This window comes from Serratia sp. K1WW1 (genome assembly GCF_055790865.1).
In genome coordinates this window covers 477,347-504,027 of sequence record NZ_CM147697.1, presented here as the reverse complement: position 1 = coordinate 504,027, position 26,681 = coordinate 477,347, and the positions used below count along the sequence as shown (strand labels likewise).

The window sequence follows — 26,681 nt, the reverse complement described above, 5'->3', positions numbered from 1 at the left end:
TTCGCCCCCCAAATGTAGACCAGACAGGGTGCGGATGTGAAGCCTTAAGGCACGACAAATCAGACGTTAAATCACGTTTTCTTGCCTTATTGCGTTAAATTTATCCCAATGTTACTCACCGCGGCCTCTCGCAGGTCAGATCGTAACCCTTTGATCAGATCCAGATCACGCTCTTCGCAGGCGGCCAACAGGCGGAAAATCTCCCATTGAATGTCCCATTCTTCCTCAACGGCAGGCAGAATTTTCAGCTCTTCGTCGGTCATTTCTTTGCCAGCCTGGGTCATTTCCAACATCGCCACGGTGCGAATTGAGGTTTCGCTGATGGCAATGGCGTGCTCCAACGTCTCTCCGCTGAGGCGAGAATGGATCAATTCCCCTAATGCAATACAGGCATCGATCGCCGGGTAAACGCCGTAAAGATCGTAATCTTCTGCCGACGGGATCGCCTCTTCCAACTTTTCCAGCTGGCTGTCAAAGTTGACCTTGGCGTCTTTCACCACCAGCGTTTCCCAGACCAAGTCCAGGATACGGCGATAAACGGCCGGGTCACCAAATTCCGTCTGCAGGCAGAACATCTGGTAATTCGGGTACATACGCTCGCACAGGCAGGCCATAAAGGTCAAATGCTGCCAGCTTTCCAGCTTTTCCAAGCGTAAATGAATCGGGTTACGTAGCATTGTCTACTCTCTTACTCATTATCTGCCGCGCAGTGTACCCGAAATCGCTCATTACGACACCTCTGGATGCTGCTGTAACCAGCGTACAAAGGCCGGGCGGCGTGAAGCAATGGCATCGGCCCAACGCGTGGGCTCCGGCAAGCGGTAGCCTGCCATGCAGCGTTGCACCCAGGCCAAGGCGCTGTCGGTGCTTACGCGATGGCCCGTAGCGATAAATAACGGATTACAGCGCTCTTTGCTGCGCCATACCCATCCCAGCTGTTCGCCCTTGTCCTCCAGCGCGGCCAGCGAGCCAACGGTAGCGTCCAGCGGGGAAAATTTACCACATAAACGCTTCTTGGCCACGCCAATGGTCGGCACATTGACCAACAGGCCAAAGTGGCTGGCAACCCCCAGGCGTCGTGGATGGGAAATGCCATGGCCATCGACAAAGATCAGGTCGGGTTTCTGTTGCAGTTGCTCCCAGGCGGCGATCAGCGCAGGGTACTCGCGAAACGAAAGAAATCCGGGGATATAGGGCATGGTGGTGCTGATACGGGCGATCTGATACTCCACCAGCTCGAGTGAAGGATAGCGCAGGATAGCAATGGCGGCGCGTGTTACCGCGCCTTCTTGTTCAAAACCGACGTCCGCACCGGCGATAAACGCCGGTGGGTCTTGCAGAAAATCATCGTGACGAATGACTTCCCCGGCGCGCCGTAGCTGTTCGGCGCGCAGAGCCTGAGTATCGATCACAGCGTCTCCTTGCGGTTTAGCGGTGGTATTTGGCCGACAGCGCATGCACCGCTTCAACGAAGGCCCCGGCATGTTCCGGTGGCACATCTTGATGAATACCGTGGCCAAGGTTGAAGACATGGCCTTCGCCCTGACCAAAACCGGCCAGAATGGTCTCCACTTCCTGTGCGATGCGTTCCGGTGCGGCATACAGCATGGAAGGATCCATATTCCCCTGCAGCGCGACTTTATCGCCCACACGGCGGCGCGCATCGGCAATATCGGTGGTCCAATCCAGGCCCAGCGCATCGCAACCGGTGGCCACCATTGCTTCCAGCCACTGGCCGCCGCCTTTGGTGAACAACGTCACCGGCACGCGGCGCCCGTCATTTTCACGCAGCAGGCCATCAACGATTTTATGCATATAGTGCAGTGAGAATTCGCGATAATCACGGCCCGTCAGCACGCCGCCCCAGGTATCGAATACCATTACGGACTGCGCCCCGGCCTTGATCTGGGCATTGAGATACAGGATCACGCTGTCCGCCAGCTTATCCAGCAGCAAATGCAGCGTCTGCGGCTCGGCGTACATCATTTTCTTCAGCTTGGTGAATGCCTTGCTGCTGCCGCCTTCGACCATATAGGTCGCCAACGTCCACGGGCTGCCGGAGAAACCGATCAGTGGCACTTCACCCTTCAATTCACGGCGGATGGTGCGCACCGCGTTCATGACATAGCCCAGCTCGTCTTCCGGATCGAATGCAGGCAGCTTCTCTACGTCGGCACGGCAGGTGATTGGCGAAGAAAAACGCGGGCCTTCCCCGGTTTCGAAATAGAGCCCAAGCCCCATGGCATCGGGAATGGTGAGAATGTCGGAGAACAGGATGGCGGCGTCCAGCGCATAACGGCGCAGGGGCTGTAATGTCACCTCACAGGCCAGTTCGGCATTTTTGCACAGCGACATGAAATCCCCGGCCTGAGCACGGGTGGCTTTGTACTCTGGCAAATAACGACCGGCCTGGCGCATCATCCATACAGGGGTGAGATCCACCGGCTGACGCAGCAGCGCGCGCAGGTAGCGATCGTTCTTCAACTCATTCATTTCTTGGGCTCCCTTGATTATCTGCCGCCATTGTACATTATTCTGCCCGACACAGCGCCACGGTGTCCTCGATCAGGCGGCGCGCCACGGTACCAGGCGGTGGCAGCAGCGGCAGTTGGTCATAGCGATACCAGCCCGCATTGAGCAACTCTTTCGGATCGTGGCGCAGTTCACCGCCCTGATACTCGGCCATAAACGCCATCATCAGCGAATGAGGGAACGGCCAGGGTTGCGAAGTCACGTAACGCAGGTTGGTAATGGCGATATTACTTTCTTCCATCACCTCGCGCGCCACGGCCTGCTCCAGGGTTTCCCCCACCTCCACAAACCCCGCCAGCACGGTATGGATCCCCCCACGGTGGCGCACATGCTGTGCCAGCAGGATCTCATCATTGCGGCGAATAGCGACAATGACGCAAGGGGCAATCTGCGGGTAATAACGTTCGCGACAGTTGTCGCACAGACAAGCGCTTTCGGTGCGGCTAAGGTGCATCTCATGGCCGCAGTAGCCGCAGAACTGGTGTGAGCGATAAAAGTCGGCCAGTTGTACGCCGCGCCCGGCCAGTTGGAACAGGCCACGGTCGAGGCTAAGCAGTTGCCGCACCGATCCCATCTCTTTGGCCATAGGTTGACGCACCAGCCAAACCGGTGCCCCCTCCCATTCGCCAATTTGACGAGCCGGTCGGCCTTGCAAGGAAAATAGTGCGGCAGAACCAAACGGTAATTCACCATTTGGTAACCAAATTTTGCTTTCATGGCTGACGATCCACCAGCCATTTTCGTTACCCGTTAATGCAAGTTCCATATGTTGTTGCACAACCTCTGCTTCACTGGCAATCTAGGAATGGTCTTTGTTACATTTTATTAACTTACTTTTTCTTTCTCTTTCTCTTACACACGGAGTCAACCATGCTCAACCGATTGGAAAGCCTGACTCAGCGCGTTGGTGGCAGTAACGAATTAGTCGATCAATGGTTGCAGGCACGCAAGCAGCTACTGGTTGCCTACTGCAGTTTAGTCGGCATTAAACCCAACAAAGAAAAGCATACGCCGCTCAATGAAAAAGCGCTGGAGAACTTTTGCCATAATCTGGTGGATTATCTCTCTGCCGGGCATTTTCACATTTATGACAAAATTATCAAACAAGTGGAAGGCTCCGCCAGCCCCAAGATGGCGCTAGCCACCAAGTTCTACCCCAAATTACAGGCCAATACCGAAGCCGTGATGGCGTTCCACGACCGCTACACCGAAGTCGATATCGATGACGTTTGTGAAGAACTCAATCAGGCGCTGTCAGATATCGGCGAAGCCCTGGCATCACGTTTCGCCTTGGAAGATCAGTTGATCCAGTTGGCGGCAGAAACCTGGCAGCAGGGCCAACCGGGCTCCAGCAATACTGAATCGCTATCACACCCTGCCTGATTCGGGGGTTGTAGTTTTTGTTGACCCTCTTATACTGAGGGCTCTTGTCGGAGTGCCTAGCGCTGATTTTTCATTAAATTGGCCAGGCTGAGACCGTTAATTCGGGATCCGCGGAACCTGATCGGGTTAATACCCGCGAAGGGAACAAGAGTAATCTATCGCCATAGGCAAGATGCTCCCGTCAGGGGCTGTGCCTGCCTTACCGGCTACCATCATTACTCCCTCCGAGCTCCAGACAAGCAATTTTCCACACATCACTACACTGATAGGAATTTGCTATGTCTACCGTGAACCAACCTCGTGCCCGTAAACAACAGCGTGACCAAGCGCAAGATTTTATCGACTCTCTGCAAGGCGTTACCTTCCCCAACTCACAGCGGATCTATCTCGCGGGTTCGCGTAGCGATATCCAGGTACCGATGCGTGAGATCCAGCTCAGCCCAACGCTGATTGGCGGCAACAAAGACCAGCCCCAATATGAACAGAACGAAGCCATTCCGGTGTATGACACCGCAGGGCCGTATGGCGATCCGCAGGCGGTACTCGACGTACATCGTGGCTTGGCCAAAGTACGAGCGAGCTGGATCGCCGAACGTGCCGATACCGAAGCGTTAAGCGGCGTCAGTTCCGGCTTCACCCAACAACGACTGGCGGATGTTGGGTTAGACCATCTGCGCTTTGAGCACCTGCCGCTGCCCCGCAAAGCCCTGCCGGGTAAATGCGTTACACAGTTGCATTACGCTCGCGCCGGTATTGTCACCCCAGAAATGGAATTTATCGCCATTCGCGAAAATATGGGCCGTGAGCGCATTCGTGGTGAAGTGCTGCGCCACCAGCATCCCGGCCAGAGCTGGGGCGCTAATCTACCGGAAAACATCACACCGGAATTTGTGCGCCAGGAAGTGGCCGCTGGCCGCGCCATTATCCCCGCCAACATCAACCACCCGGAATCCGAGCCGATGATTATTGGCCGTAATTTCCTGGTGAAGGTGAATGCCAATATCGGCAACTCGGCGGTTACCTCTTCGATCGAAGAGGAAGTCGAGAAGTTAGTGTGGTCAACCCGCTGGGGCGCTGACACCGTGATGGATCTCTCCACTGGCCGCTATATCCACGAAACCCGCGAATGGATCCTGCGTAACAGCCCGGTGCCGATTGGTACGGTACCGATCTATCAGGCGCTGGAGAAAGTGAACGGCGTGGCGGAGAACCTGACCTGGGAAATGTTCCGCGATACCCTGCTGGAACAGGCCGAGCAAGGCGTCGATTACTTCACCATTCACGCCGGAGTGTTGCTGCGCTATGTGCCAATGACAGCCAAACGCCTGACCGGCATTGTCTCGCGTGGCGGCTCGATCATGGCGAAGTGGTGCCTGTCGCATCATCAGGAAAACTTCCTCTATCAGCACTTCCGCGAGATCTGCGAAATTTGCGCCGCTTACGATGTCTCGCTGTCACTCGGTGACGGCCTGCGCCCGGGCTCGATCCAGGATGCCAATGACGAAGCGCAATTTGCCGAGCTGCATACGCTGGGTGAACTGACCAAGATTGCCTGGGAATATGACGTGCAGGTGATGATCGAAGGCCCAGGCCACGTGCCAATGCAGATGATCCGCCGCAACATGACCGAGGAGCTGGAACATTGCCATGAAGCACCGTTCTACACGCTGGGGCCATTGACCACCGATATCGCACCGGGTTACGACCATTTCACCTCCGGGATCGGCGCGGCAATGATCGGCTGGTTCGGCTGCGCGATGCTTTGCTACGTGACGCCGAAGGAACATCTGGGGCTGCCTAACAAGGAAGACGTGAAACAAGGGCTGATCACCTACAAGATCGCCGCTCACGCCGCCGACTTGGCGAAAGGCCATCCGGGCGCACAAATCCGCGATAACGCCATGTCCAAAGCGCGCTTTGAATTCCGTTGGGAAGATCAGTTCAACCTGGCGTTGGATCCACAAACCGCCCGCGCCTATCACGACGAAACTCTGCCGCAAGAATCCGGCAAGATCGCCCACTTCTGTTCCATGTGTGGGCCGAAGTTCTGCTCAATGAAAATCTCCCAAGAGGTGCGTGACTATGCCGCCGCACAGGAAGCCGCCAAACCGATTGAGGTGCAACTGACCGGGATGGAGAAAATGTCGGCTGAATTCCGCTCACGTGGCAGCGAGCTGTACCACAGCGCGGCCAATTTGCAGGAGGAGATAAATAATGACTAACCTCACCTCTCACTTCCCTGCAACACCGCACAGGCTGGGTTTATACCCGGTTGTCGGCAGCGTTGAATGGATCGCCCGCCTGCTGGAGGCAGGCGTTACCACTATCCAACTACGCATCAAAGATCTGCCAGACGAGCAAGTGGAGGCGGACATCGCCGCCGCCATCGCCCTTGGCAAGCGCTATCAGGCCCGGCTGTTTATCAATGATTATTGGCGGTTGGCGATTAAGCATGATGCCTACGGCGTCCACCTGGGGCAGGAAGATTTGGACACCACCGATCTGGCAGCTATCCATCGTGCAGGATTGCGCTTGGGCGTTTCCACCCATGACGATGCCGAGCTGGCCCGGGCGATCGCCGTCAAACCTTCCTATATCGCACTGGGACATATCTTCCCAACGCAAACCAAGGATATGCCCTCTGCACCGCAAGGCTTGGCCGAGTTGCAACGCCACATCGCCGGATTACAACAGTATCCAACAGTAGCCATTGGCGGGATCAGCATCGAGCGCGTCCCCGCCGTGCTGGCTTGCGGCGTTGGCAGTGTGGCGGTGGTCAGTGCCATCACCCAGGCACCAGACTGGCGCGCCGCTACGGCAACGCTGCTGCAACTGATTGAAGGCAAGGAGTCGCGCGATGCTCAATGACCAGGAGTTCTTGCGCTACAGCCGGCAGCTACTGCTGGAAGATGTCGGCCCCGAGGGGCAGGAAAAGCTGAAACAAGCCACGGTGCTGATCGTCGGGTTGGGGGGATTAGGCTCTCCGGCGGCGTTATATCTCGCTGCCGCTGGCGTTGGTACCTTGCTGTTGGCCGATGATGACCAGCTACACCTCACCAATCTGCAACGGCAAATTCTGTACCGCACTGGTGATATCGCCGCCAACAAGGCTCAGTTGGCAAAGCACCACTTGCAAGCACTGAACCCTCTGGTGGAGTCGATCGCGCTGGAGCAACGTCTGCAAGGGGCTTCGCTGAGCGATGCGGTCGCCCGTGCCGATCTGGTGCTCGATTGCAGCGACAACATGGCCACCCGTCATGCGGTGAATGCCGCCTGCATCCAAGCCAGCGTGCCGTTGATCAGCGGCAGCGCGGTAGGGTTCAGCGGCCAGTTGCTGGTTATCGAGCCGCCGTATGCCCACGGCTGCTATGCCTGCCTCTACCCGGAACAAACCGAACCGCAGCGCAACTGCCGCACGGCGGGCGTGCTCGGCCCGGTCGTCGGTGTGATCGGAACGCTGCAGGCGCTGGAAGCGATAAAAATGCTGGCTGGGCTGCCCTCCTCCCTTAGCGGCAAGCTGCGCCTGTTCGACGGCAAGCAGCAAAGCTGGAGCACTCTGCAACTGAGCAAAGCCAGCACCTGCCCCCTCTGCGGAGAACCAGCATGAAGATCACCCTCAACGATCAACCGCTGGAGCTGGAGCAGCCGTTAAGCATTGGCGCATTGCTCGAACGGCTGGAACGTCACCAGCCAGGCAGCGCTTTGGCGATCAACCAGGTCATCATTCCAAGCAGCGACTGGGCCACCCGTCAGGTGCAGGACGGTGATGATATCTTGCTGTTTCAAGCGATTGCCGGAGGCTGACATGCTGCAAATCGCCGACACCACCTTTACCTCACGCCTGTTTACCGGCACGGGGAAATTCGCCTCGCCCGAGTTAATGCTGGCTGCGCTACAGGCCTCCGGCTCACAACTGGTCACTATGGCGATGAAACGCGTCGACCTGCGTGGCGGGAATGACGCCATTCTGGCACCGCTGCAACGGTTGGGCGTGAAATTACTGCCCAACACTTCCGGGGCAAAAACGGCAGATGAGGCGGTGTTTGCCGCCCGGCTGGCGCGTGAAGCACTGGGGACTCACTGGGTCAAACTGGAAATTCACCCAGAGGTGAAATACCTGCTGCCAGATCCGATCGAAACGCTCAAGGCAGCGGAAACCCTGGTCAAACAGGGCTTTGTGGTACTGCCATACTGCGGTGCCGATCCGCTGCTATGTAAGCGGCTGGAAGAAGCAGGTTGTGCCGCCGTGATGCCACTTGGCGCGCCGATCGGTTCTAACCGTGGTTTACTGACCCGTGATTTCCTTGAAATCATTATTGAGCAGGCCCAAGTGCCGGTAGTCATTGATGCCGGGATCGGTGCCCCAAGCCATGCGTTAGAGGCGATGGAACTCGGAGCCGATGCGGTACTGGTCAATACCGCCATCGCCGTGGCGCGGGATCCGGTGCAAATGGCCCAGGCTTTCCGCCTGGCACTGGAGGCCGGAGAGTTAGCACGCAACTCAGGGCTAGGCAGCCGCCAGTCTATCGCCGCAGCATCCAGTCCGCTGACGGCGTTTCTCAGCCATTCAGAGGAGACACGCTGATGGCCAGTGATTTTAGCGAGCGCCTGCTCGGGTGGGATTGGGATGACCTGACGCTGCGCATTAACAGCAAAACGGCGCGTGACGTTGAGCAGGCACTCAATAGCCCCAAGCTGACGCGGGAGGATTTTATGGCGCTTATCTCCCCTGCTGCTGCCCCCTATCTGGAGCCCCTGGCGCAACGAGCACAGCAGCTCACCCGCCAGCGTTTCGGTAACGTGGTGAGCTTTTATGTGCCGTTATATCTTTCTAACCTGTGTGCCAACGATTGTACCTACTGCGGTTTTTCGATGAGTAACCACCTCAAGCGCAAAACGCTGGATGCGGCAGAGATCGAACGGGAATGTGCGGCCATCAAGGCGCTAGGGTTTGAGCATCTGCTGCTGGTGACCGGGGAACATCAGCGCAAAGTCGGCATGGATTACTTCCGCCAGCATCTGCCCGCCATTCGCCGCCATTTCAGTTCGCTGATGATGGAGGTGCAGCCTCTGGCACAACAAGACTACGCCGAGCTGAAAACCCTTGGGCTGGACGGTGTGTTGGTCTATCAGGAAACCTATCATCCCGCGACCTATCAGCAGCACCATCTGCGTGGCCAGAAACAGGATTTTCATTGGCGGTTGAGTACGCCGGATCGTCTGGGACGCGCCGGGATCGACAAGATCGGCCTGGGGGCGTTGATCGGGCTTTCCAGCAGTTGGCGCACGGACTGCTATCTGCTGGCGGAGCATCTGTTTTATCTGCAACAGACTTACTGGCAGAGCCGTTACTCCATCTCGTTCCCTCGCCTGCGGCCCTGCGCCGGTGGTATTGAGCCGGCCTCGATCATGAGTGAACCGCAGCTGGTACAGTTGATCTGTGCTTTCCGGTTATTCGCACCTGACGTGGAGCTTTCATTATCTACGCGGGAGTCTGCCTTCTTCCGCGACCATATGATCCCGGTAGCCATAAACAGCGTCAGTGCCGGTTCCAAAACCCAGCCGGGTGGTTATGCCGACGATGTGCCGCCAGAGCTGGAACAGTTCGAACCGCACGACAGCCGAACGCCGCAGCAGGTGGCACAAGCGATCGGTGCCGCTGGGCTACAGCCGGTGTGGAAAGATTGGGATGATTATCTGGGACGCGCTACGCAACTACCTGCAACGGTTGCACCATCGAGCCAATAGGTCTGGAAACACTGCGCAAAGCCGCCAAGGCAAGCTGGCAGGGAAAAATGGCCTGGTTATAGTGGCGGTGTTGGCAAGCGTTCCTAAGCCAACCAAGGTTATCTCCCCCTCTTGATAGCCTTGCTTACCAAACGCCGGAGCGTGCGGGGACTGGCCGCACGCTTCCGGTTCCTCTGCTTTATTCGGCCGTCTGGGGTTTCATACGCATACCTACAATGGCCGAAAGCAGGCACCCTAGCGCCAGATAGGCGGCAACCAGATGCCAGGAGCCGTCCATCAACTCCACCAGCAACACGGCAATAAACGGCGTGAAGCCCCCGCCGACCACGCTTGCGACCTGATAACCCACTCCAGCACCGCTATAACGGTATGCCGTGCCGAACAGTTCGGTAAACATCGGCTGCTGCACGCTGACCAGCATGTCGTGCGCCATATTTCCCAGCATGATGGCAAAGAAGATAATCATCACCGTGTTACGGCTCTCGAGCGCCATGAAAAACGGTACCGTGCTGGCAACACCAATCAATGCCCCCGTCACGTAGATCCGGCGTCTGCCAAAGCTATCGGCCAAATAGGCAAAGCAAGGGATCGAGACACAGCTCACCGCTCCCACCAACAAGCCGATATTCAGGAACAGATCCCGTGACAGACCAAGATGGGTGGTCGAGTAGTTCATGGCAAAGGCCGTGACAATATACATCGTCAGCAGTTCGCCAAAGCGTAGGGCAATGATCAACAAGAAGGCTTTGGGATTCTGGCGCAGCGCCTCAAAGATCGGGAATTTGCGAATTTTCTCGGCCCGTTCGTGCAGCGTTTTATTGGCTTCAAACTCCTGCGACTCGTCCATGCCGTTACGGATCCACCAGGCAATGGCGACCAGCACCAGGCTGAACAGGAATGGCAAACGCCAGCCCCAGCTAATAAAGTCCGCATTGCTAGTGAAGTGGCTGACGAGGGAAACCGAGCCGGTAGCCAACAGCAAACCGACGCCAAAACCAATCTGTACACCGCTGCTGTAAAAGGCTTTTCTCTTCTTCGGCGCGCTTTCTACCGCCAGCAAGGCAGCACCGCCCCATTCGCCGCCCACGGCAAACCCTTGCACCGCTCGTAGCAGCACCAACATGACCGGCGCCCACCAGCCGACTGAATCGAAAGAGGGCAACAGGCCGATCAACGCCGTAGAGATCCCCATCATCCAGACGGTGATCATCAGCATGCGCTTACGGCCCAGCTTATCGCCAAAGTGCCCGAACACCATGCCACCTAGCGGGCGGAACAGAAAACCGACGCCAAAGGTGCCAAAGGCGGCCAGCGTGCCCATCGTTGGGCTGACCTGCGGGAAAAATTCGGTGTTAAAGACTAAAGCGGCAACTATTCCGTACAGCAGGAAGTCGTACCAATCGACTACGGCGCCAACAAAGCTTCCCCAGGCGGCACGCCGCGCCCGGCTTTGCGAGTACTGGATTGGTGAGGTTATTTCGCTGTTGGCAGCGCGGCTGCCACTGACTGAAGTTGAGGTGTCCATGCCTGTTCCGTTATTTTAACTTTACAGCACTGTACAACAAAAAGCCCCGGCTAGGATAGCCAGGGCTTTAGTCATTCACTGCAAAACGTACAGTCAGGGATCAGGTGACTTATTCGTCACTGCCACCCAGGTTGCCAGCGTTGAGCAATTCGGCCAGGTTGGCTGTCGCTTCTTCCGCGCTAACCAGCGGAACAACCGGAGTTTCACCCAGAGCCTTACGGCGCATACGATCCTGGTGATAAGCGTAACCGGTACCGGCTGGGATCAGACGGCCCACGATCACGTTCTCTTTCAGGCCGCGCAGTTCATCACGCTTACCGGCAACAGCCGCTTCGGTGAGAACGCGCGTCGTTTCCTGGAACGATGCAGCAGAGATGAAGGACTCGGTCGCCAAGGAAGCCTTGGTGATACCCAGCAGATCGCGTGAGAAGGTTGCTTCGATCTTGCCTTCAGCAGCAAGTTTACGGTTAGCAATCTTGACGCGTGATACTTCAGCCTGTTCGCCTTCCAGGAACTCGGTGCTACCAGCGCTAACGATGGTCCCTTTACGCAGCATCTGACGAACGATAACTTCGATGTGTTTATCGTTAATCTTAACGCCTTGCAGACGGTAAACTTCCTGCACTTCGTTGGTGATGTAGCGGGTAACCGCATGCACACCACGCAGACGCAGAATGTCATGTGGAGATTCTGGGCCGTCAGAAACAACGTCACCACGTTCCACAATTTCACCTTCGAACACGTTGAGCTGACGCCATTTAGGGATCATCTCTTCGTAAGCGTCGCTGCCGTCCAGTGGAGAGATTACCAGGCGACGTTTGCCTTTGGTCTCTTTACCGAACGAGATAATCCCGCTGATTTCAGCCAGGATTGCCGGCTCTTTCGGACGACGTGCTTCGAACAGATCCGCAACGCGTGGCAGACCACCGGTAATATCCTTGGTACCGCCGGATTCCTGAGGAATACGCGCCAAGGTATCACCCGCACCGATCTGAATGCCGTCTTCCAGCTGCACAATCGCTTTACCCGGCAGGAAGTATTGAGCAGGCATATCAGTACCTGGGATCAATACGTCGTCGCCTTTGGCATCAACGATTTTCAGTGCCGGACGCAGGTCTTTACCGCTACCGGTACGTTCTGCGCTGTCCAGTACCACCAGAGAAGACAAACCGGTCAGTTCGTCGGTCTGGCGGGTAATGGTCTGGCCGTCAACCATATCGGCGAAGCGAATGAAACCGCTCACCTCGGTCACAACCGGCATGGTGTGTGGATCCCAGTTAGCAACGGTTTCGCCGCCGTTAACTTCTGCACCATCACCTTTGCCCATTACGGCACCGTAAGGCACTTTGTAGCTTTCTTTGGTACGGCCGAATTCGTCGATCAGCTTCAGTTCGGTATTACGCGAGGTAATGACCAGCTTGCCTGAGGCGTTCATAACGAACTTCACGTTGCTCAGCTTCAGGTTACCTTTGTTCTTCACCTGGATGCTGGATTCTGCTGCCGCACGAGATGCCGCACCACCGATGTGGAACGTACGCATCGTCAGCTGTGTACCCGGCTCACCGATGGACTGGGCCGCGATAACGCCGATAGCTTCACCTTTGTTGATGATGTGGCCACGTGCCAGGTCGCGACCATAGCAGTTGGCGCACACACCAAAGTCGGTTTCACAGCTAACTACGGAACGGACTTTAACGCTGTCGACAGAGTTCTCTTCCAACAGGTCACAGGTCTTCTCGTTCAGCAGGGTGTTACGTGGCACCAGGATGTCAGCCGTACCCGGCTTGATGACATCTTCAGCGGTCACACGACCCAGAACGCGTTCACGCAGTGGCTCTTTAACGTCACCACCTTCGATAACCGGAGTCATCATGATGCCGTTGTGAGTACCACAGTCGTCTTCGGTCACTACCAGGTCCTGCGCCACGTCAACCAGACGACGGGTCAGATAACCGGAGTTTGCCGTTTTCAGTGCGGTATCCGCCAAGCCTTTACGAGCACCGTGCGTGGAGATGAAGTACTGGAGTACGTTCAGACCTTCACGGAAGTTCGCTGTGATTGGCGTTTCGATGATGGAGCCATCTGGCTTGGCCATCAGGCCACGCATACCCGCCAACTGACGGATCTGAGCGGCAGAACCACGAGCACCGGAGTCGGCCATCATAAAGATGCTGTTGAAGGAAACTTGTTGTTCCACCACGCCGTCACGGTTAACCACGTCTTCAACCGACAGGTTTTCCATCATCGCTTTAGCAACACGTTCGTTGGCCGCAGCCCAGATATCGATCACTTTGTTGTAGCGTTCGCCCGCGGTAACCAGACCAGACTGGAACTGCTCCTGGATCTCGGCAACTTCGGTTTCCGCTTCTTCGATGATCTCTGCTTTCTTGGCTGGGATAACCATGTCATCGATACCTACGGATGCGCCTGAACGGGCAGCGTAAGCAAAACCGGTGTACATGATCTGGTCAGCGAAGATTACGGTCGGCTTCAGGCCCAGGATGCGGTAACAGGTGTTCAGCATCTTGGAGATCGCTTTCTTGCCCAGAGGCTGGTTAACGATCGAGTAAGGCAGACCTTGCGGTACGATCATCCACAGGATGGCGCGACCGATGGTGGTATCAATAATCGAAGTCTGGTGAACAGATTCACCTTCGGTATTCTTGATCTCTTCTGTAATACGCACTTTTACGCGTGCATGCAGAGAGGCCAGACCGGCGCGGTAAACGCGTTCAGCTTCTTTAGGACCCGTCAGAACCATGCCTTCGCCTTTGGCGTTAACACAGTCACGAGTCATATAGTACAGACCCAATACAACGTCCTGAGAAGGAACGATGATTGGCTCGCCGTTCGCTGGTGACAGGATGTTGTTGGTAGACATCATCAACGCACGCGCTTCCAGCTGGGCTTCCAGCGTCAACGGTACGTGAACAGCCATCTGGTCACCATCGAAGTCGGCGTTGTATGCCGCACAAACCAGCGGGTGCAGCTGGATCGCTTTACCTTCGATCAGAACCGGTTCAAACGCCTGGATACCCAAACGGTGCAGGGTTGGTGCACGGTTCAGCAGTACCGGGTGTTCGCGGATCACTTCGTCCAGGATATCCCAAACGACGGCTTCTTCGCGCTCAACCATTTTCTTGGCGGCTTTGATCGTTGTGGCCAGGCCACGCAGTTCCAGCTTGCCGTAGATGAACGGTTTGAACAGCTCCAGTGCCATTTTCTTCGGCAGACCGCACTGATGCAGACGCAGGTATGGACCTACGGTGATTACAGAACGACCAGAGTAGTCAACACGTTTACCCAACAGGTTCTGACGGAAACGACCCTGCTTACCTTTGATCATGTCGGCCAAAGATTTCAGAGGACGTTTGTTGGAACCGGTGATGGCACGACCGCGACGGCCGTTATCCAGCAGGGCATCTACCGCTTCTTGCAGCATACGCTTTTCGTTGCGCACGATGATGTCAGGCGCAGCCAGATCCAGCAGGCGTTTCAGACGGTTGTTACGGTTGATCACGCGGCGGTACAGATCGTTCAGATCTGAAGTCGCGAAACGGCCACCATCCAATGGAACCAATGGACGCAGATCTGGCGGCAGTACCGGCAGCACGGTCAGGATCATCCACTCTGGCTTGTTACCAGATTGCACGAACGCTTCCAGCAGCTTGATACGCTTGGTCAGCTTCTTACGCTTGGTTTCGGAGTTGGTTTCGTTCAGCTCTTCACGCAGCTGCTCACACTCGGCTTCCAGATCCATGTTTTTCAACAGGGCCTGAATAGCTTCCGCACCCATCTTGGCGTCGAATTCGTCACCAAACTCTTCCAGCGCATCCAGATACTGCTCTTCAGTCAGGATCTGACGACGCTCGAGGTTGGTCATACCGCCTTCGACTACCACGTAGGATTCGAAGTACAGTACACGTTCGATGTCACGCAGCGGCATATCCAGCAGCAAACCGATGCGCGAAGGCAGCGATTTCAGGAACCAGATGTGCGCAGTCGGAGAAGCCAGTTCGATGTGGCCCATACGCTCACGGCGTACTTTGGTCTGGGTCACTTCAACGCCGCACTTCTCACAGATCACGCCGCGGTGTTTCAAGCGCTTGTACTTACCGCACAGGCACTCGTAATCTTTTACCGGCCCAAAGATACGGGCGCAGAAAAGGCCGTCACGCTCAGGTTTGAACGTACGGTAGTTAATGGTTTCCGGCTTTTTAACTTCACCGAACGACCATGAACGGATCATGTCTGGCGATGCCAGAGCAATCTTGATCGCATCAAACTCTTCGGTCTTAGTTTGCGCTTTCAGAAACTTTAATAAGTCTTTCACGGATTGGCTCCTGTCGGAGTTAAACCTGTTGGGAGCACGCTGACAAATCGTGCGCCCGTGTGACCTGAACAACCACCCTCTGGCTCCCTAAGGTCGGGAGCCAGAGCTGGAATAGCGATTAGTCGCCTTCCAGTTCGATGTTGATACCCAGCGAGCGGATTTCTTTCAACAGTACGTTGAAGGACTCCGGCATGCCTGGTTCCATACGGTGATCGCCATCCACGATGTTTTTGTACATCTTGGTACGGCCGTTGACGTCATCCGACTTAACGGTAAGCATTTCCTGCAAGGTGTAAGCTGCGCCGTATGCTTCCAGCGCCCACACTTCCATCTCACCGAAGCGCTGACCACCGAATTGCGCCTTACCACCCAGCGGCTGCTGAGTAACCAAGCTGTAAGAACCGGTAGAACGCGCGTGCATCTTATCGTCAACCAAGTGGTTCAGTTTCAGCATGTACATATAGCCGACGGTTACCTGGCGCTCGAACTGCTCGCCGGTACGGCCATCAAACAGCGTAATCTGACCTGAAGTCGGGATACCGCCCATTTCCAGCAGTTGCTTGATTTCTGACTCTTTCGCACCATCGAAGACTGGGGTTGCGATCGGCATACCTTTTTTCAGGTTCTCTGCCAGACGCAAGACTTCGTCGTCGGTGAAGGTGTTCAGGTCAACTTTCTGGCAAACGCCGTCACCCAGATCGTAAGCCTTCTGGATGAATTCACGCAGCTTGGCCACTTCCTGGTGCTGCTTGAGCATTTGGTTGATCTTCTCACCAATGCCTTTCGCCGCCATACCCAGGTGAGTTTCCAGGATCTGACCGATGTTCATACGCGATGGAACGCCCAGCGGGTTCAGAACGATGTCAACCGGCGTACCGTTTTCATCGTAAGGCATATCTTCGATCGGGTTGATCTTGGAGATAACACCCTTGTTACCGTGGCGGCCTGCCATCTTGTCACCCGGTTGGATCTGACGCTTAACGGCCAGATACACCTTGACGATTTTCAGCACGCCTGGTGCCAGATCGTCGCCTTGGGTGATCTTACGACGCTTGGCATCCAGCTTCTTCTCGAAGTCGGATTTCAGTTCGTCGTACTGCTCTGCCAGCTGTTCCAGCTGGTTTTGCTTGTCTTCGTCGGTCAGGCCCAGTTCCAACCAGCGATCGCGTGGCAGTTTGCTCAGCTTCTCGGCTTCGATACCACCAGAAACCAGTACCGCATGGATACGAGCGAACAGGCCAGCTTCCAGGATCTGCAGTTCTTCAGTCAGGTCTTTCTTCGCCTGCTTCAGCTGCATCTCTTCGATTTCCAACGCACGCTTGTCTTTGTCCACGCCATCGCGGGTAAAGACCTGCACGTCGATAACCGTACCGGAAACGCCGTTTGGTACGCGCAGAGAAGAGTCTTTAACGTCAGACGCTTTCTCACCGAAGATCGCACGCAGCAGCTTCTCTTCTGGCGTCAGCTGGGTTTCACCTTTCGGCGTTACCTTACCAACCAGAATGTCGCCACCGGTCACTTCTGCACCGATATACACGATACCGGATTCATCCAGCTTGGAGAGCGCTGCTTCACCCACGTTAGGGATGTCGGCGGTGATCTCTTCCGGCCCCAGTTTGGTGTCGCGAGACACGCAAGCCAGTTCCTGGATGTGGATGGTGGTGAAGCGATCTTCCTGTACTACACGCTCGGAGACCAAGATGGAGTCTTCGAAGTTGTAGCCGTTCCAAGGCATGAACGCGACGCGCATGTTCTGACCCAATGCCAGTTCACCCAGGTCTGTAGACGGGCCATCTGCCAGCACGTCGCCGCGCTCGATTGGCTCACCCAGATTCACACAAGGCATCTGGTTGATACAGGTGTTCTGGTTAGAACGGGTGTACTTGGTCAGGTTATAAATATCGATACCTGCTTCGCCCGGGTACATCTCGTCTTCGTTAACTTTGATAACGATACGGGAAGCATCCACGTACTGGATCACACCACCGCGTTTGGCTACGGCAGTAACACCGGAGTCAACCGCTACGGCACGTTCCATACCTGTACCTACCAGCGGCTTGTCAGCACGCAGGGTTGGCACCGCTTGACGTTGCATGTTCGCACCCATCAATGCACGGTTGGCGTCATCGTGTTCCAGGAATGGGATCAGTGAAGCACCAACGGATACAACCTGCTGGGTTGATACGTCCATATAGTCAACCTGGTCGCGGCTAAACAGGCTTGATTCGCCTTTGCTACGACAGGTAACCAGGTCTTCTTCAAAGCGGCCTTCTTCGTCCAGGTTGGAGTTCGCCTGAGCGATAACGAAGTTGCCTTCTTCAATAGCAGACAGATAGTTGATTTCATCGGTAACCACGCCGTCACGCACGCGGCGGTACGGGGTTTCCAGGAAGCCATACTCGTTGGTCTGTGCGTACACGGACAAGGAGTTGATCAGACCGATGTTTGGACCTTCCGGCGTTTCGATTGGGCACACGCGACCGTAGTGAGTCGGGTGTACGTCTCGAACTTCAAAGCCGGCACGTTCACGGGTCAGACCGCCTGGGCCCAATGCAGAGATACGACGTTTGTGCGTGATCTCGGACAACGGGTTGTTCTGGTCCATAAACTGGGACAGCTGGCTTGAACCGAAGAACTCTTTCACCGCCGCCGAAATTGGCTTGGCGTTGATCATGTCCTGAGGCATCAGGGTATCCAGATCGCCCAGGGACAGACGTTCTTTCACCGCACGCTCAACACGTACCAGACCGACACGGAACTGGTTCTCGGCCATTTCGCCAACGGAACGGATACGACGGTTGCCCAAGTGGTCGATATCGTCCACTTCGCCTTTACCGTTACGGATATCGATGAGCTTCTTCATCACTTCGATGATGTCGTCTTTGCTCAGGATGCCCGAACCTTCGATCTCGTCACGCAGCAGAGAACGGTTGAACTTCATCCGGCCAACCGCAGACAGATCGTAGCGGTCTTCAGAGAAGAACAGGTTCTCGAACAGGCTTTCCGCCGCTTCACGCGTTGGTGGCTCACCAGGGCGCATCATGCGGTAGATTTCTACCAGAGCGCTCAGACGATCGCTGGTTGGGTCGACACGTACGGTTTCAGAGATGTACGCACCGTGGTCCAGATCGTTGGTGAACAGCGTTTCGATACGCTTGTGGCCTGACTGGCTCAGCTTGGCCAACAGATCCAGTGACAGCTCCATGTTGGCTGCACAGATCAGTTCGCCGGTATTGGTATCGATATAGTCCTTCGCGACCACTTTGCCCGCGATGTACTCAACCGGTACTTCAATGCTGCGAATTTCGTCTTTTTCGAGCTGACGGATATGACGAGCGGTGATACGGCGTGCTTTCTCAACGTAGATCTTACCGTTGGCTTCGATATCGAAGGACGCAGTTTCACCACGCAGACGCTCTGGAACCAGCTCCATCTGCAGCTTGTTATCACGGATCTCGAAAACAATTTTCTCAAAGAACAGGTCAAGGATCTGCTCAGTGGTGTAGCTCAGCGCGCGCAGAATAATGGTCGCAGGCAGTTTGCGGCGACGGTCGATACGCACGAACAGGTTGTCTTTCGGGTCAAACTCGAAATCCAGCCATGAGCCACGGTAAGGGATGATACGTGCGTTATACAGCACTTTGCCCGAGGAGTGGGTTTTACCCTTATCGCTGTCGAAGAACACACCAGGACTACGATGCAGCTGGGATACGATAACCCTCTCAGTACCGTTAATTACAAAGGTACCGTTTTCGGTCATGAGCGGAATTTCGCCCATATAGACTTCTTGTTCCTTGATGTCTTTGACCGTACCTTCTGGTGCTTCACGTTCGTAGATGACCAGGCGCAGTTTTACGCGCAGCGGTGCAGAGTACGTCACACCACGGATCTGGCACTCTTTAACGTCAAACACCGGCTCACCAAGACGGTAGCTAACGTATTGCAGCTCCGAATTGCCACTGTAGCTCTGGATCGGGAAAACAGAACGGAATGCGGCTTCTAAGCCGTATTGCCCTTCTGGATCTTGCTCGATAAATTTCTGGAACGAGTCAAGCTGGATAGAAAGGAGATAAGGTATGTCCAAAACTTGTGGACGCTTACCAAAATCCTTACGAATACGTTTCTTCTCGGTATAGGAGTAAACCATAGGGTTCCTCAGCTCGCTGGAAAGTCGAACCTATTGTCCGTCCGGATAGGGGACGGTTCATGCAACACCGTTTTGTTGACCGGAAAGCGAGAACACTTTCCGCAATACTCGTTTCTATCACGCTTAAATCATTTCATTGCCGTGGCGGCAGATTCGGCTGCGGCGCAGAGGGCAGTATATTAAGTCGTCGATAGAAAGAAATATTGGGGTTAGCCAGTAGTCAAACAGTGTGAAACTCTACTGACGCCCTACAGCGCAAAAAGGCTGGTGACCAAAAAGTCACCAGCCATCAGTCTGTTAGTTAAAACAGACTGCACTCCAAAAGCAGTGGCTTATTTAACTTCAACTTCAGCGCCAGCTTCTTCCAGAGCTTTTTTCAGTGCTTCAGCGTCGTCTTTGCTGATGCCTTCTTTCAGTGCTGCTGGTGCAGACTCAACCAGGTCTTTAGCTTCTTTCAGACCCAGGCCAGTTGCGCCACGTACTGCTTTGATTACTGCAACTTTGTTCGCGCCGATACCTTTCAGTACAACGTCGAATTCAGTTTTTTCTTCAGCAGCTTCAACAGCAGCAGCAGGACCTGCAGCTACAGCAGCAGCAGAAACACCGAACTTCTCTTCCATAGCGGCGATCAGTTCAACGATTTCCATTACAGACAGGGCTGCAACGCCTTCGATAATTTGGTCTTTAGTGATAGACATAACAAAAGTTCCTAAAATTCAGAAATAGTTTAAATACGTAAGCAAAGGCTAAGAAAGAGAGAGGCTTATGCCGCTTCTTTCTGATCGCGTACTGCAGCCAGAGTGCGAACCAATTTGCCAGCAGCGGCTTCTTTCATGGTTGCCATCAGGCGTGCGATTGCTTCATCGTAAGTAGGCAGCGTTGCCAAGCGGTCGATTTGTGCCGCAGGGATCAGCTCACCTTCAAAGGCCGCAGCTTTAACCTCAAATTTTGCATTCGCTTTCGCGAACTCTTTGAACAGACGAGCAGCAGCGCCCGGATGTTCAGTAGAGAATGCAATCAAGGTAGGACCGACAAACGTGTCTTTCAGGCATTCGAACGGAGTGCCTTCAACTACGCGACGCATCAAGGTGTTGCGAACAACACGCATGTAAACGCCAGCTTCACGACCTGCTTTACGCAGTTCAGTCATTTTATCAACGGTAACGCCACGAGAATCCGCAACTACCGCAGACAGCGCGCCTTTGGCTACTTCGTTGACTTCAGCAACAATCGCTTGTTTGTCTTGAAGATTTAATGCCATTAGCTTTTTGCTCCTGGATTTAGCCGGGGAAAATCCCCGGAACTCACTTCACTCAACAGCTTGTGCGAACACGCGCCGTTGAGCGGCTTAACACGGTGAGCAGAATCCAGCAAAGACCATTCTTTTTAAAAAAGAAAAAATTTCTTTAGGCTCTGTCACCGTCTACGCAGGAAGGATTAAGTGCCTTACGGCACACCTGCGGTCTTGGACGGAGGCCTGGATAGGCCAGGCTCCAACCGAAAAATCTGTTGTTCCGCACGTAGCAGAACCTTGGGGGATAAGATTCTAGATGAATCCCACCCCCAAGTCAAAGCGATTAATCACCGGGTGATTAGTTCGCTACAGCAGTCAAGCCGCTTTGATCGATAGCAACGCCAGCACCCATGGTGGTGGAAAGGCTAACTTTCTTGATGTACATGCCTTTTGCCTGAGATGGTTTGGCTTTTTTCAGCGCAACCAGCAGAGACTCCAGGTTTTCCTTCAGCTTGTCTGTGTCGAAATCAACCTTACCGATAGTGGTGTGGATGATACCGTTTTTGTCGTTACGATAACGAACCTGACCTGCTTTAGCGTTCTTCACAGCTTCAGCAACGTTAGGGGTAACGGTACCCACTTTCGGGTTAGGCATCAGACCACGTGGACCCAGAACCTGGCCCAGTTGACCTACAACGCGCATTGCATCCGGGGAAGCAATAACTACGTCGAAGTTCATCTCGCCTTTCTTGATCAGGTCAGCCAGATCTTCCATACCTACCAGCTCTGCGCCTGCAGCTTTAGCAGCTTCAGCGTTAGGGCCCTGGGCAAATACGGCAACGCGAACGCTGCGACCGGTGCCGTGTGGCAGAACGGTAGCACCACGTACGTTTTGGTCTGATTTACGAGCGTCGATGCCGAGGTTAACGGCAACGTCAACGCTTTCTACGAATTTAGCGGTGGCCAGCTCTTTCAGCAGAGCAACAGCTTCGAGGATGTCATACTGTTTAGTAGCATCAACTTTGTCACGGATCACGCGCATGCGCTTGGTCAGCTTAGCCATTTCTTAATCCTCCACTACCAGGCCCATGGAACGAGCAGTACCTTCGATGGAGCGAATCATCGCTTCAACGTCAGAACCAGTCATGTCCGCAGCTTTGGTTTCTGCGATTTCACGAACCTGTGCACTAGTCACTTTGCCAACTTTATCTTTGTTTGGCTTGCCGGAACCAGACTTAACACCAGCCGCTTTCTTCAGCAGAACTGCTGCCGGCGGGGTTTTGGTTACGAAAGTGAAGGAGCGATCAGAATAAACTGTAATAACAACCGGGATCGGCAGGCCTTTCTCAACGCTGTCAGTCTTAGCGTTGAATGCCTTACAGAATTCCATGATGTTAACACCTTGCTGACCCAGAGCTGGACCAACTGGTGGACTTGGGTTAGCCATACCGGCTGCAACTTGCAGCTTAACGTAGGCTTGTACTTTCTTGGCCATTGAAATTTCCTCGTTTGGGTAATATCGCCTCCTGAGAGGCTCCCCGTGTTTCGTCTCGCTGCAAGAGCAAGACATCTAAAAACAAAAGGCGCGAAATTATAGTTCAATTTCGCGCCTCTGACAAGCCACAAATCCGCTCGCCTTGCTGATTATTTGATCAGCCTTTTTCTACCTGGCTAAAGTCCAGTTCCACCGGCGTTGCACGGCCAAAGATGGAGACAGATACTTTCAGGCGGCTCTTCTCGTAGTCCACTTCTTCAACGACACCGTTAAAGTCAGCAAATGGACCATCGTTGACGCGCACCAGTTCACCCGGCTCGAACATGGTTTTCGGACGTGGTTTATCACCAGCCTGCTGCAGGCGGTTCATAATGGCGTCCACTTCTTTATCGCTGATCGGTGCAGGACGATCGGAAGTTCCACCGATGAAGCCCATAACACGAGGAACACTGCGCACCAAGTGCCAGCTGGCGTCATTCATCACCATCTGAACCAGTACATAGCCAGGGAAGAATTTACGCTCACTCTTACGACGCAGACCACCACGGATCTCCACCACTTCTTCGGTGGGAACCATGACTTCGCCGAACAGCTCTTCCATATCGTGCAGTTTGATATGTTCACGCAGCGATTGCGCTACGCGACCTTCAAAACCGGAAAACGCCTGAACGACGTACCAGCGTTTTTTTGGGGCTTCAGACATTTTAGAACCTCAGGCCAGTAATAAACGATACCAGACGGACCAATATACCATCCAGGCCCCACAGAATCAGTGACATCACGGCGGTTACCGCGGCAACGATCAACGTGGTGTGTAACGTTTCCTGACGAGTTGGCCAGATCACTTTACGTACTTCAGTACGCGCTTCGCGCGCAAACGCAACGGTGGCTTTGCCTTTAGTGGTCATCAATGCCACTGCACCTGCAACGGCAATAACCACGACAACGGCCAACGCACGCAGCGGCAGGCTGAAATCACGGTAGTAATAGTTACCGACGATAGCCACAACCAACAGAACGGCGACGATTGACCACTTGGCCGCTTCAAGGCCGCGCCCGCTCCCTTGAGCCTCGGTATTCGCACTCATAAACCAACCTGTCACTAATGATTCGAACAAACAACTTTGCCTCGCAATGCGAGGCAAACCAAACCGAACAGATGCCGCTTGGCAGCATCTCGGTGTTTTACGCCATGACGTATTTCAGTCAATACCGTTTAAGAGCCCATCTCACCAATGATTATGACTGCAAAATCGCTGATGAGATAGGTTCTAGTTCACAGCGTAGAAAAAGGGCATCAAATGATGCCCTTTTATCGCATGTCGCGTCAAATGTTATCCGCGATTAAGCGATAACTTTGGCAACAACACCTGCGCCAACGGTACGGCCGCCTTCACGGATTGCGAAACGCAAGCCTTGGTCCATAGCGATTGGGTGGATCAGGGTAACAACCATGTTCACGTTATCGCCTGGCATTACCATCTCTACGCCTTCTGGCAGTTCGATGGTACCGGTCACGTCAGTTGTACGGAAGTAGAACTGTGGACGGTAGCCTTTGAAGAATGGAGTATGACGACCACCTTCTTCTTTGCTCAGGATATACACTTCTGAATCGAACTGAGTGTGTGGCTTGATGGAACCTGGTTTAGCCAGTACCTGACCACGTTCGATGTCTTCACGCTTGATACCACGCAGCAGAACACCAACGTTCTCACCAGCACGGCCTTCGTCCAGCAGTTTGCGGAACATTTCAACGCCAGTACAGGTAGACTTAACGGTGTCTTTGATACCAACGATTTCAACTTCTTCGCCAACTTTAACGATACCGCGCTCAACACGACCGGTAACTACGGTACCACGACCGGAGATGGAGAATACGTCTTCGATTGGCAGCAGGAACGGCTGGTCGATAGCACGCTCTGGTTCTGGGATGTAAGAATCCAGGTGACCGGCCAGCTCGATGATTTTAGCTTCCCACTCAGCTTCGCCTTCCAGTGCTTTCAGCGCTGAACCACGAACAACCGGCAGGTCATCACCAGGGAAGTCATAAGCAGACAGAAGTTCACGAACTTCCATTTCTACCAGTTCCAGCAGCTCTTCATCATCAACCATGTCGCATTTGTTCATGAATACGATGATGTAAGGAACGCCAACCTGACGACCCAGCAGGATGTGCTCACGAGTCTGAGGCATAGGGCCGTCAGTCGCAGCTACAACCAGGATAGCGCCGTCCATCTGAGCAGCACCGGTGATCATGTTTTTCACGTAGTCGGCGTGCCCTGGGCAGTCAACGTGCGCGTAGTGACGAGTCGGGGTGTCATATTCAACGTGAGAAGTGTTGATGGTGATACCACGAGCTTTTTCTTCTGGCGCGTTATCGATCTGGTCGAAAGCACGTGCAGAACCACCGTAGGTTTTAGCCAGAACGGTAGTGATTGCAGCAGTCAGGGTAGTTTTGCCGTGGTCAACGTGGCCGATAGTACCGACGTTAACGTGCGGTTTTGAACGTTCAAATTTTTCTTTAGACATCGATTGTCCCTCTAAGACACGGATAAATCGGTGGTATCACCACATCAACCAAGCATTTGCTTGTTGAATTCAGGAAACAGAAAGAAAATCAGGGGGCGAGAAATTAAGAAGTGGTGCTGATAGGCAGATTCGAACTGCCGACCTCACCCTTACCAAGGGTGCGCTCTACCAACTGAGCTATATCAGCACATCTTGGAGCGGGCAGTGGGAATCGAACCCACATCATCAGCTTGGAAGGCTGAGGTAATAGCCATTATACGATGCCCGCATCCTGGAACTCGGCTACCTGACTTTTCTGTAGACTTTAAAGGTGGAGAGAAGGATTGTTCGTCGCTTAACTCTTCACCCTTCGTGCCAGCAACTTCCGTTACGCGGCGCGAACTGTTTGAAGGCATTGTCTCACTTTGTGAGACTTGAACCTTGTTATAAGGTTCTTACCTTCCCCGAACGATGCTCATCTTAATGATTTCGCTCGGTGTGACCCAGTGCCTCAGGTCTAATATGGTGGTGGGGGAAGGATTCGAACCTTCGAAGTCTGTGACGGCAGATTTACAGTCTGCTCCCTTTGGCCGCTCGGGAACCCCACCAGATTTTAACTACTTTTACTGACCACTTTATACTTGAATGGTGCCGGCTACCGGAATCGAACTGGTGACCTACTGATTACAAGTCAGTTGCTCTACCTACTGAGCTAAGCCGGCATCAAGTGCAGCGCATTCTAGGTAGAGCTGACGGCCTATGCAACAAAAAAATTGCGATCTAAGCCCTATCGCTCATAAATCAGCCGATTTCTGCATCCGGCTCGCAATTTTTCACCGTTGAGGCGCAAAATTTCATCAATTATGGGCATTAATCTAAACTATCTTAGACCTATCCTGCTGAAGCTTTCCCTGCGCTTTGTCGTATCGATCAATCAAAGATAGCCCATCGGTTGAAAGCCGCGATCGGGATAATGCACCACAAAGAGGACGGTGCTCTCTGATGGTGCCTATACATACCGCTTTCGTCCCTGGATTGGCTGCAACCGCACAGGTTAGCCGCATTGGCGCACTTATTGCTTATCTTCATTAATCCCTAATAGCCAGGAGGTATGACCGATGAAAATTGTCCTGATCAATGCGGCAACGCTTCCCATATACCGCGCCGAGCTGGCGCAGTTGCTCACCGATGCGGTCACTCACGGGGCTTCAGTAGGTTACGACACGCAAATTCCCCACGAAGATGCCGAAAGCTACTTCCATAGCCTGCGCCCAGCGTTGGCCAAAGGAGAGTTGCTATTGTGGATTGCCAGAGACGAAAGCGGCGTCATTGGCACAGTCCAACTCGCCCTGTGTCAAAAGCCGAACGGCCGCAACCGGGCCGAAGTACAAAAACTGCTGGTGCACAGCCGCGCCCGCCGCAATGGCGTTGGGCAGGCGTTGATGAAAACGCTGGAAAAAATGGCGCTTGAGATCCGCCGTGGCCTGCTTTATCTGGACACCCAGGCCGGTTCTGCAGCCGAAGGGCTGTATCGCTCGTTGGGCTATCGTTGCCTCGGGGAGATACCCGATTACGCCGCGGCTCCCGACGGGTATTACCATCCTACGGCGATTTACTACAAGCGGCTGTTTGCCGTTCAGCAACCCTCTCGCGCCGCCGCTAGCTGACCTGAAAACGGTATCATTGCCCAGTGATACCGCCTTGCAACAGGCCCTTTCTCAATTGCGTGCCTGTTCGCACTATTGGTAAAAACTGCCACTAATCGACCACAATTGC

Annotated in this window: 22 protein-coding genes, 4 tRNA genes, 1 other RNA gene and 1 riboswitch; of the genes, 8 read left to right on the top strand and 19 right to left on the bottom strand. The window is 54.3% G+C overall.

Annotated elements, in window-relative coordinates; genetic code table 11:
• Positions 1-86: 86 nt before the first annotated feature.
• The 4 genes from ACX9GU_RS02325 to nudC are packed head-to-tail and all read right to left on the bottom strand — an operon-like array spanning position 87 to position 3,298.
• Complete coding sequence (locus tag ACX9GU_RS02325) at positions 87-677, bottom strand: YjaG family protein (RefSeq protein ID WP_021808056.1); 591 nt, start codon at positions 675-677, stop codon at positions 87-89.
• 51 nt (positions 678-728) lie between these two features.
• Positions 729-1,412: a deoxyribonuclease V gene (gene nfi / locus ACX9GU_RS02320; RefSeq protein ID WP_071682777.1), complete on the bottom strand. Its 684-nt coding sequence runs from the start codon at positions 1,410-1,412 to the stop codon at positions 729-731.
• Between the two features lie 16 nt (positions 1,413-1,428).
• Positions 1,429-2,493: a uroporphyrinogen decarboxylase gene (gene hemE, locus ACX9GU_RS02315; protein WP_473193736.1), complete on the bottom strand. Its 1,065-nt coding sequence runs from the start codon at positions 2,491-2,493 to the stop codon at positions 1,429-1,431.
• A gap of 37 nt (positions 2,494-2,530) precedes the next feature.
• Positions 2,531-3,298 carry an NAD(+) diphosphatase gene (gene nudC / locus ACX9GU_RS02310; RefSeq protein WP_473193735.1) on the bottom strand — a complete coding sequence of 256 codons (768 nt, stop codon included), beginning with the start codon at positions 3,296-3,298 and terminating at the stop codon, positions 2,531-2,533.
• 104 nt (positions 3,299-3,402) lie between these two features.
• On the opposite strand from nudC, the gene rsd reads away from it, so the two are divergent.
• From rsd to thiH, 7 genes are all read left to right on the top strand, one after another.
• On the top strand, positions 3,403-3,915 hold the full coding sequence (rsd, locus tag ACX9GU_RS02305) for a sigma D regulator (RefSeq protein WP_473193734.1): 513 nt from the start codon (positions 3,403-3,405) through the stop codon (positions 3,913-3,915).
• A gap of 38 nt (positions 3,916-3,953) precedes the next feature.
• A riboswitch (TPP riboswitch) is annotated at positions 3,954-4,076 on the top strand.
• A gap of 117 nt (positions 4,077-4,193) precedes the next feature.
• Positions 4,194-6,137: a phosphomethylpyrimidine synthase ThiC gene (thiC, locus tag ACX9GU_RS02300; RefSeq protein ID WP_473193733.1), complete on the top strand. Its 1,944-nt coding sequence runs from the start codon at positions 4,194-4,196 to the stop codon at positions 6,135-6,137.
• A complete protein-coding gene (gene thiE, locus ACX9GU_RS02295; RefSeq protein ID WP_473193732.1) occupies positions 6,130-6,783 on the top strand; it encodes a thiamine phosphate synthase in 654 nt (217 codons plus the stop codon). Before thiC ends, thiE begins: the two co-directional genes overlap by 8 nt.
• Positions 6,773-7,522, top strand: a complete 750-nt coding sequence (locus ACX9GU_RS02290) for a HesA/MoeB/ThiF family protein (RefSeq protein WP_473193731.1) — start codon at positions 6,773-6,775, stop codon at positions 7,520-7,522. The genes thiE and ACX9GU_RS02290 overlap by 11 nt, the downstream gene beginning before the upstream one ends.
• Positions 7,519-7,719 (top strand): sulfur carrier protein ThiS, encoded by a 201-nt coding sequence (gene thiS, locus ACX9GU_RS02285; protein WP_473193730.1) that lies wholly within the window; start codon positions 7,519-7,521, stop codon positions 7,717-7,719. Before ACX9GU_RS02290 ends, thiS begins: the two co-directional genes overlap by 4 nt.
• A gap of 1 nt (position 7,720) precedes the next feature.
• Positions 7,721-8,500 carry a thiazole synthase gene (locus ACX9GU_RS02280; RefSeq protein ID WP_473193729.1) on the top strand — a complete coding sequence of 260 codons (780 nt, stop codon included), beginning with the start codon at positions 7,721-7,723 and terminating at the stop codon, positions 8,498-8,500.
• The gene (gene thiH, locus ACX9GU_RS02275) at positions 8,500-9,663 is read left to right on the top strand and encodes a 2-iminoacetate synthase ThiH (RefSeq protein ID WP_059199057.1); all 1,164 of its coding nucleotides are present in this window, start codon (positions 8,500-8,502) and stop codon (positions 9,661-9,663) included. The genes ACX9GU_RS02280 and thiH overlap by 1 nt, the downstream gene beginning before the upstream one ends.
• 178 nt (positions 9,664-9,841) lie before the next feature.
• On the opposite strand, the gene shiA is transcribed toward thiH, so the two are convergent.
• From shiA to ACX9GU_RS02200, 15 genes are all read right to left on the bottom strand, one after another.
• Complete coding sequence (gene shiA / locus ACX9GU_RS02270) at positions 9,842-11,188, bottom strand: shikimate transporter (RefSeq protein ID WP_473193728.1); 1,347 nt, start codon at positions 11,186-11,188, stop codon at positions 9,842-9,844.
• Between the two features lie 109 nt (positions 11,189-11,297).
• The gene (gene rpoC / locus ACX9GU_RS02265; protein ID WP_021808068.1) at positions 11,298-15,521 is read right to left on the bottom strand and encodes a DNA-directed RNA polymerase subunit beta'; all 4,224 of its coding nucleotides are present in this window, start codon (positions 15,519-15,521) and stop codon (positions 11,298-11,300) included.
• 118 nt (positions 15,522-15,639) lie between these two features.
• Positions 15,640-19,668, bottom strand: coding sequence for a DNA-directed RNA polymerase subunit beta (gene rpoB, locus ACX9GU_RS02260; protein ID WP_021182159.1), 4,029 nt, complete (start codon positions 19,666-19,668; stop codon positions 15,640-15,642).
• Between the two features lie 332 nt (positions 19,669-20,000).
• Complete coding sequence (rplL, locus tag ACX9GU_RS02255) at positions 20,001-20,366, bottom strand: 50S ribosomal protein L7/L12 (RefSeq protein ID WP_021182158.1); 366 nt, start codon at positions 20,364-20,366, stop codon at positions 20,001-20,003.
• Between the two features lie 65 nt (positions 20,367-20,431).
• Complete coding sequence (rplJ, locus tag ACX9GU_RS02250; protein ID WP_024485329.1) at positions 20,432-20,929, bottom strand: 50S ribosomal protein L10; 498 nt, start codon at positions 20,927-20,929, stop codon at positions 20,432-20,434.
• A 331-nt stretch (positions 20,930-21,260) separates the two neighbouring features.
• Positions 21,261-21,965, bottom strand: coding sequence for a 50S ribosomal protein L1 (gene rplA / locus ACX9GU_RS02245; protein WP_473193727.1), 705 nt, complete (start codon positions 21,963-21,965; stop codon positions 21,261-21,263).
• Between the two features lie 3 nt (positions 21,966-21,968).
• Positions 21,969-22,397 carry a 50S ribosomal protein L11 gene (rplK, locus tag ACX9GU_RS02240; protein WP_024531017.1) on the bottom strand — a complete coding sequence of 143 codons (429 nt, stop codon included), beginning with the start codon at positions 22,395-22,397 and terminating at the stop codon, positions 21,969-21,971.
• Positions 22,398-22,554: 157 nt separating this feature from the next.
• A complete protein-coding gene (gene nusG, locus ACX9GU_RS02235; protein WP_021182154.1) occupies positions 22,555-23,100 on the bottom strand; it encodes a transcription termination/antitermination protein NusG in 546 nt (181 codons plus the stop codon).
• 1 nt (position 23,101) lies between these two features.
• Positions 23,102-23,485, bottom strand: coding sequence for a preprotein translocase subunit SecE (gene secE / locus ACX9GU_RS02230; protein WP_021182153.1), 384 nt, complete (start codon positions 23,483-23,485; stop codon positions 23,102-23,104).
• 256 nt (positions 23,486-23,741) lie between these two features.
• On the bottom strand, positions 23,742-24,926 hold the full coding sequence (gene tuf / locus ACX9GU_RS02225) for an elongation factor Tu (RefSeq protein ID WP_046808053.1): 1,185 nt from the start codon (positions 24,924-24,926) through the stop codon (positions 23,742-23,744).
• A gap of 111 nt (positions 24,927-25,037) precedes the next feature.
• Positions 25,038-25,113: transfer RNA gene (locus tag ACX9GU_RS02220), tRNA-Thr, on the bottom strand.
• A 6-nt stretch (positions 25,114-25,119) separates the two neighbouring features.
• Positions 25,120-25,194: transfer RNA gene (locus tag ACX9GU_RS02215), tRNA-Gly, on the bottom strand.
• Positions 25,195-25,234: 40 nt separating this feature from the next.
• Positions 25,235-25,384: non-coding RNA, RtT sRNA (locus ACX9GU_RS02210), on the bottom strand.
• Positions 25,385-25,428: 44 nt separating this feature from the next.
• Positions 25,429-25,513: transfer RNA gene (locus ACX9GU_RS02205), tRNA-Tyr, on the bottom strand.
• Positions 25,514-25,551: 38 nt separating this feature from the next.
• A tRNA-Thr gene (locus ACX9GU_RS02200) sits at positions 25,552-25,627 on the bottom strand.
• 396 nt (positions 25,628-26,023) lie between these two features.
• Between ACX9GU_RS02200 and ACX9GU_RS02195 the strand changes: the two genes are divergently transcribed.
• The gene (locus tag ACX9GU_RS02195; RefSeq protein ID WP_021182235.1) at positions 26,024-26,572 is read left to right on the top strand and encodes a GNAT family N-acetyltransferase; all 549 of its coding nucleotides are present in this window, start codon (positions 26,024-26,026) and stop codon (positions 26,570-26,572) included.
• Positions 26,573-26,681 lie beyond the last annotated feature (109 nt).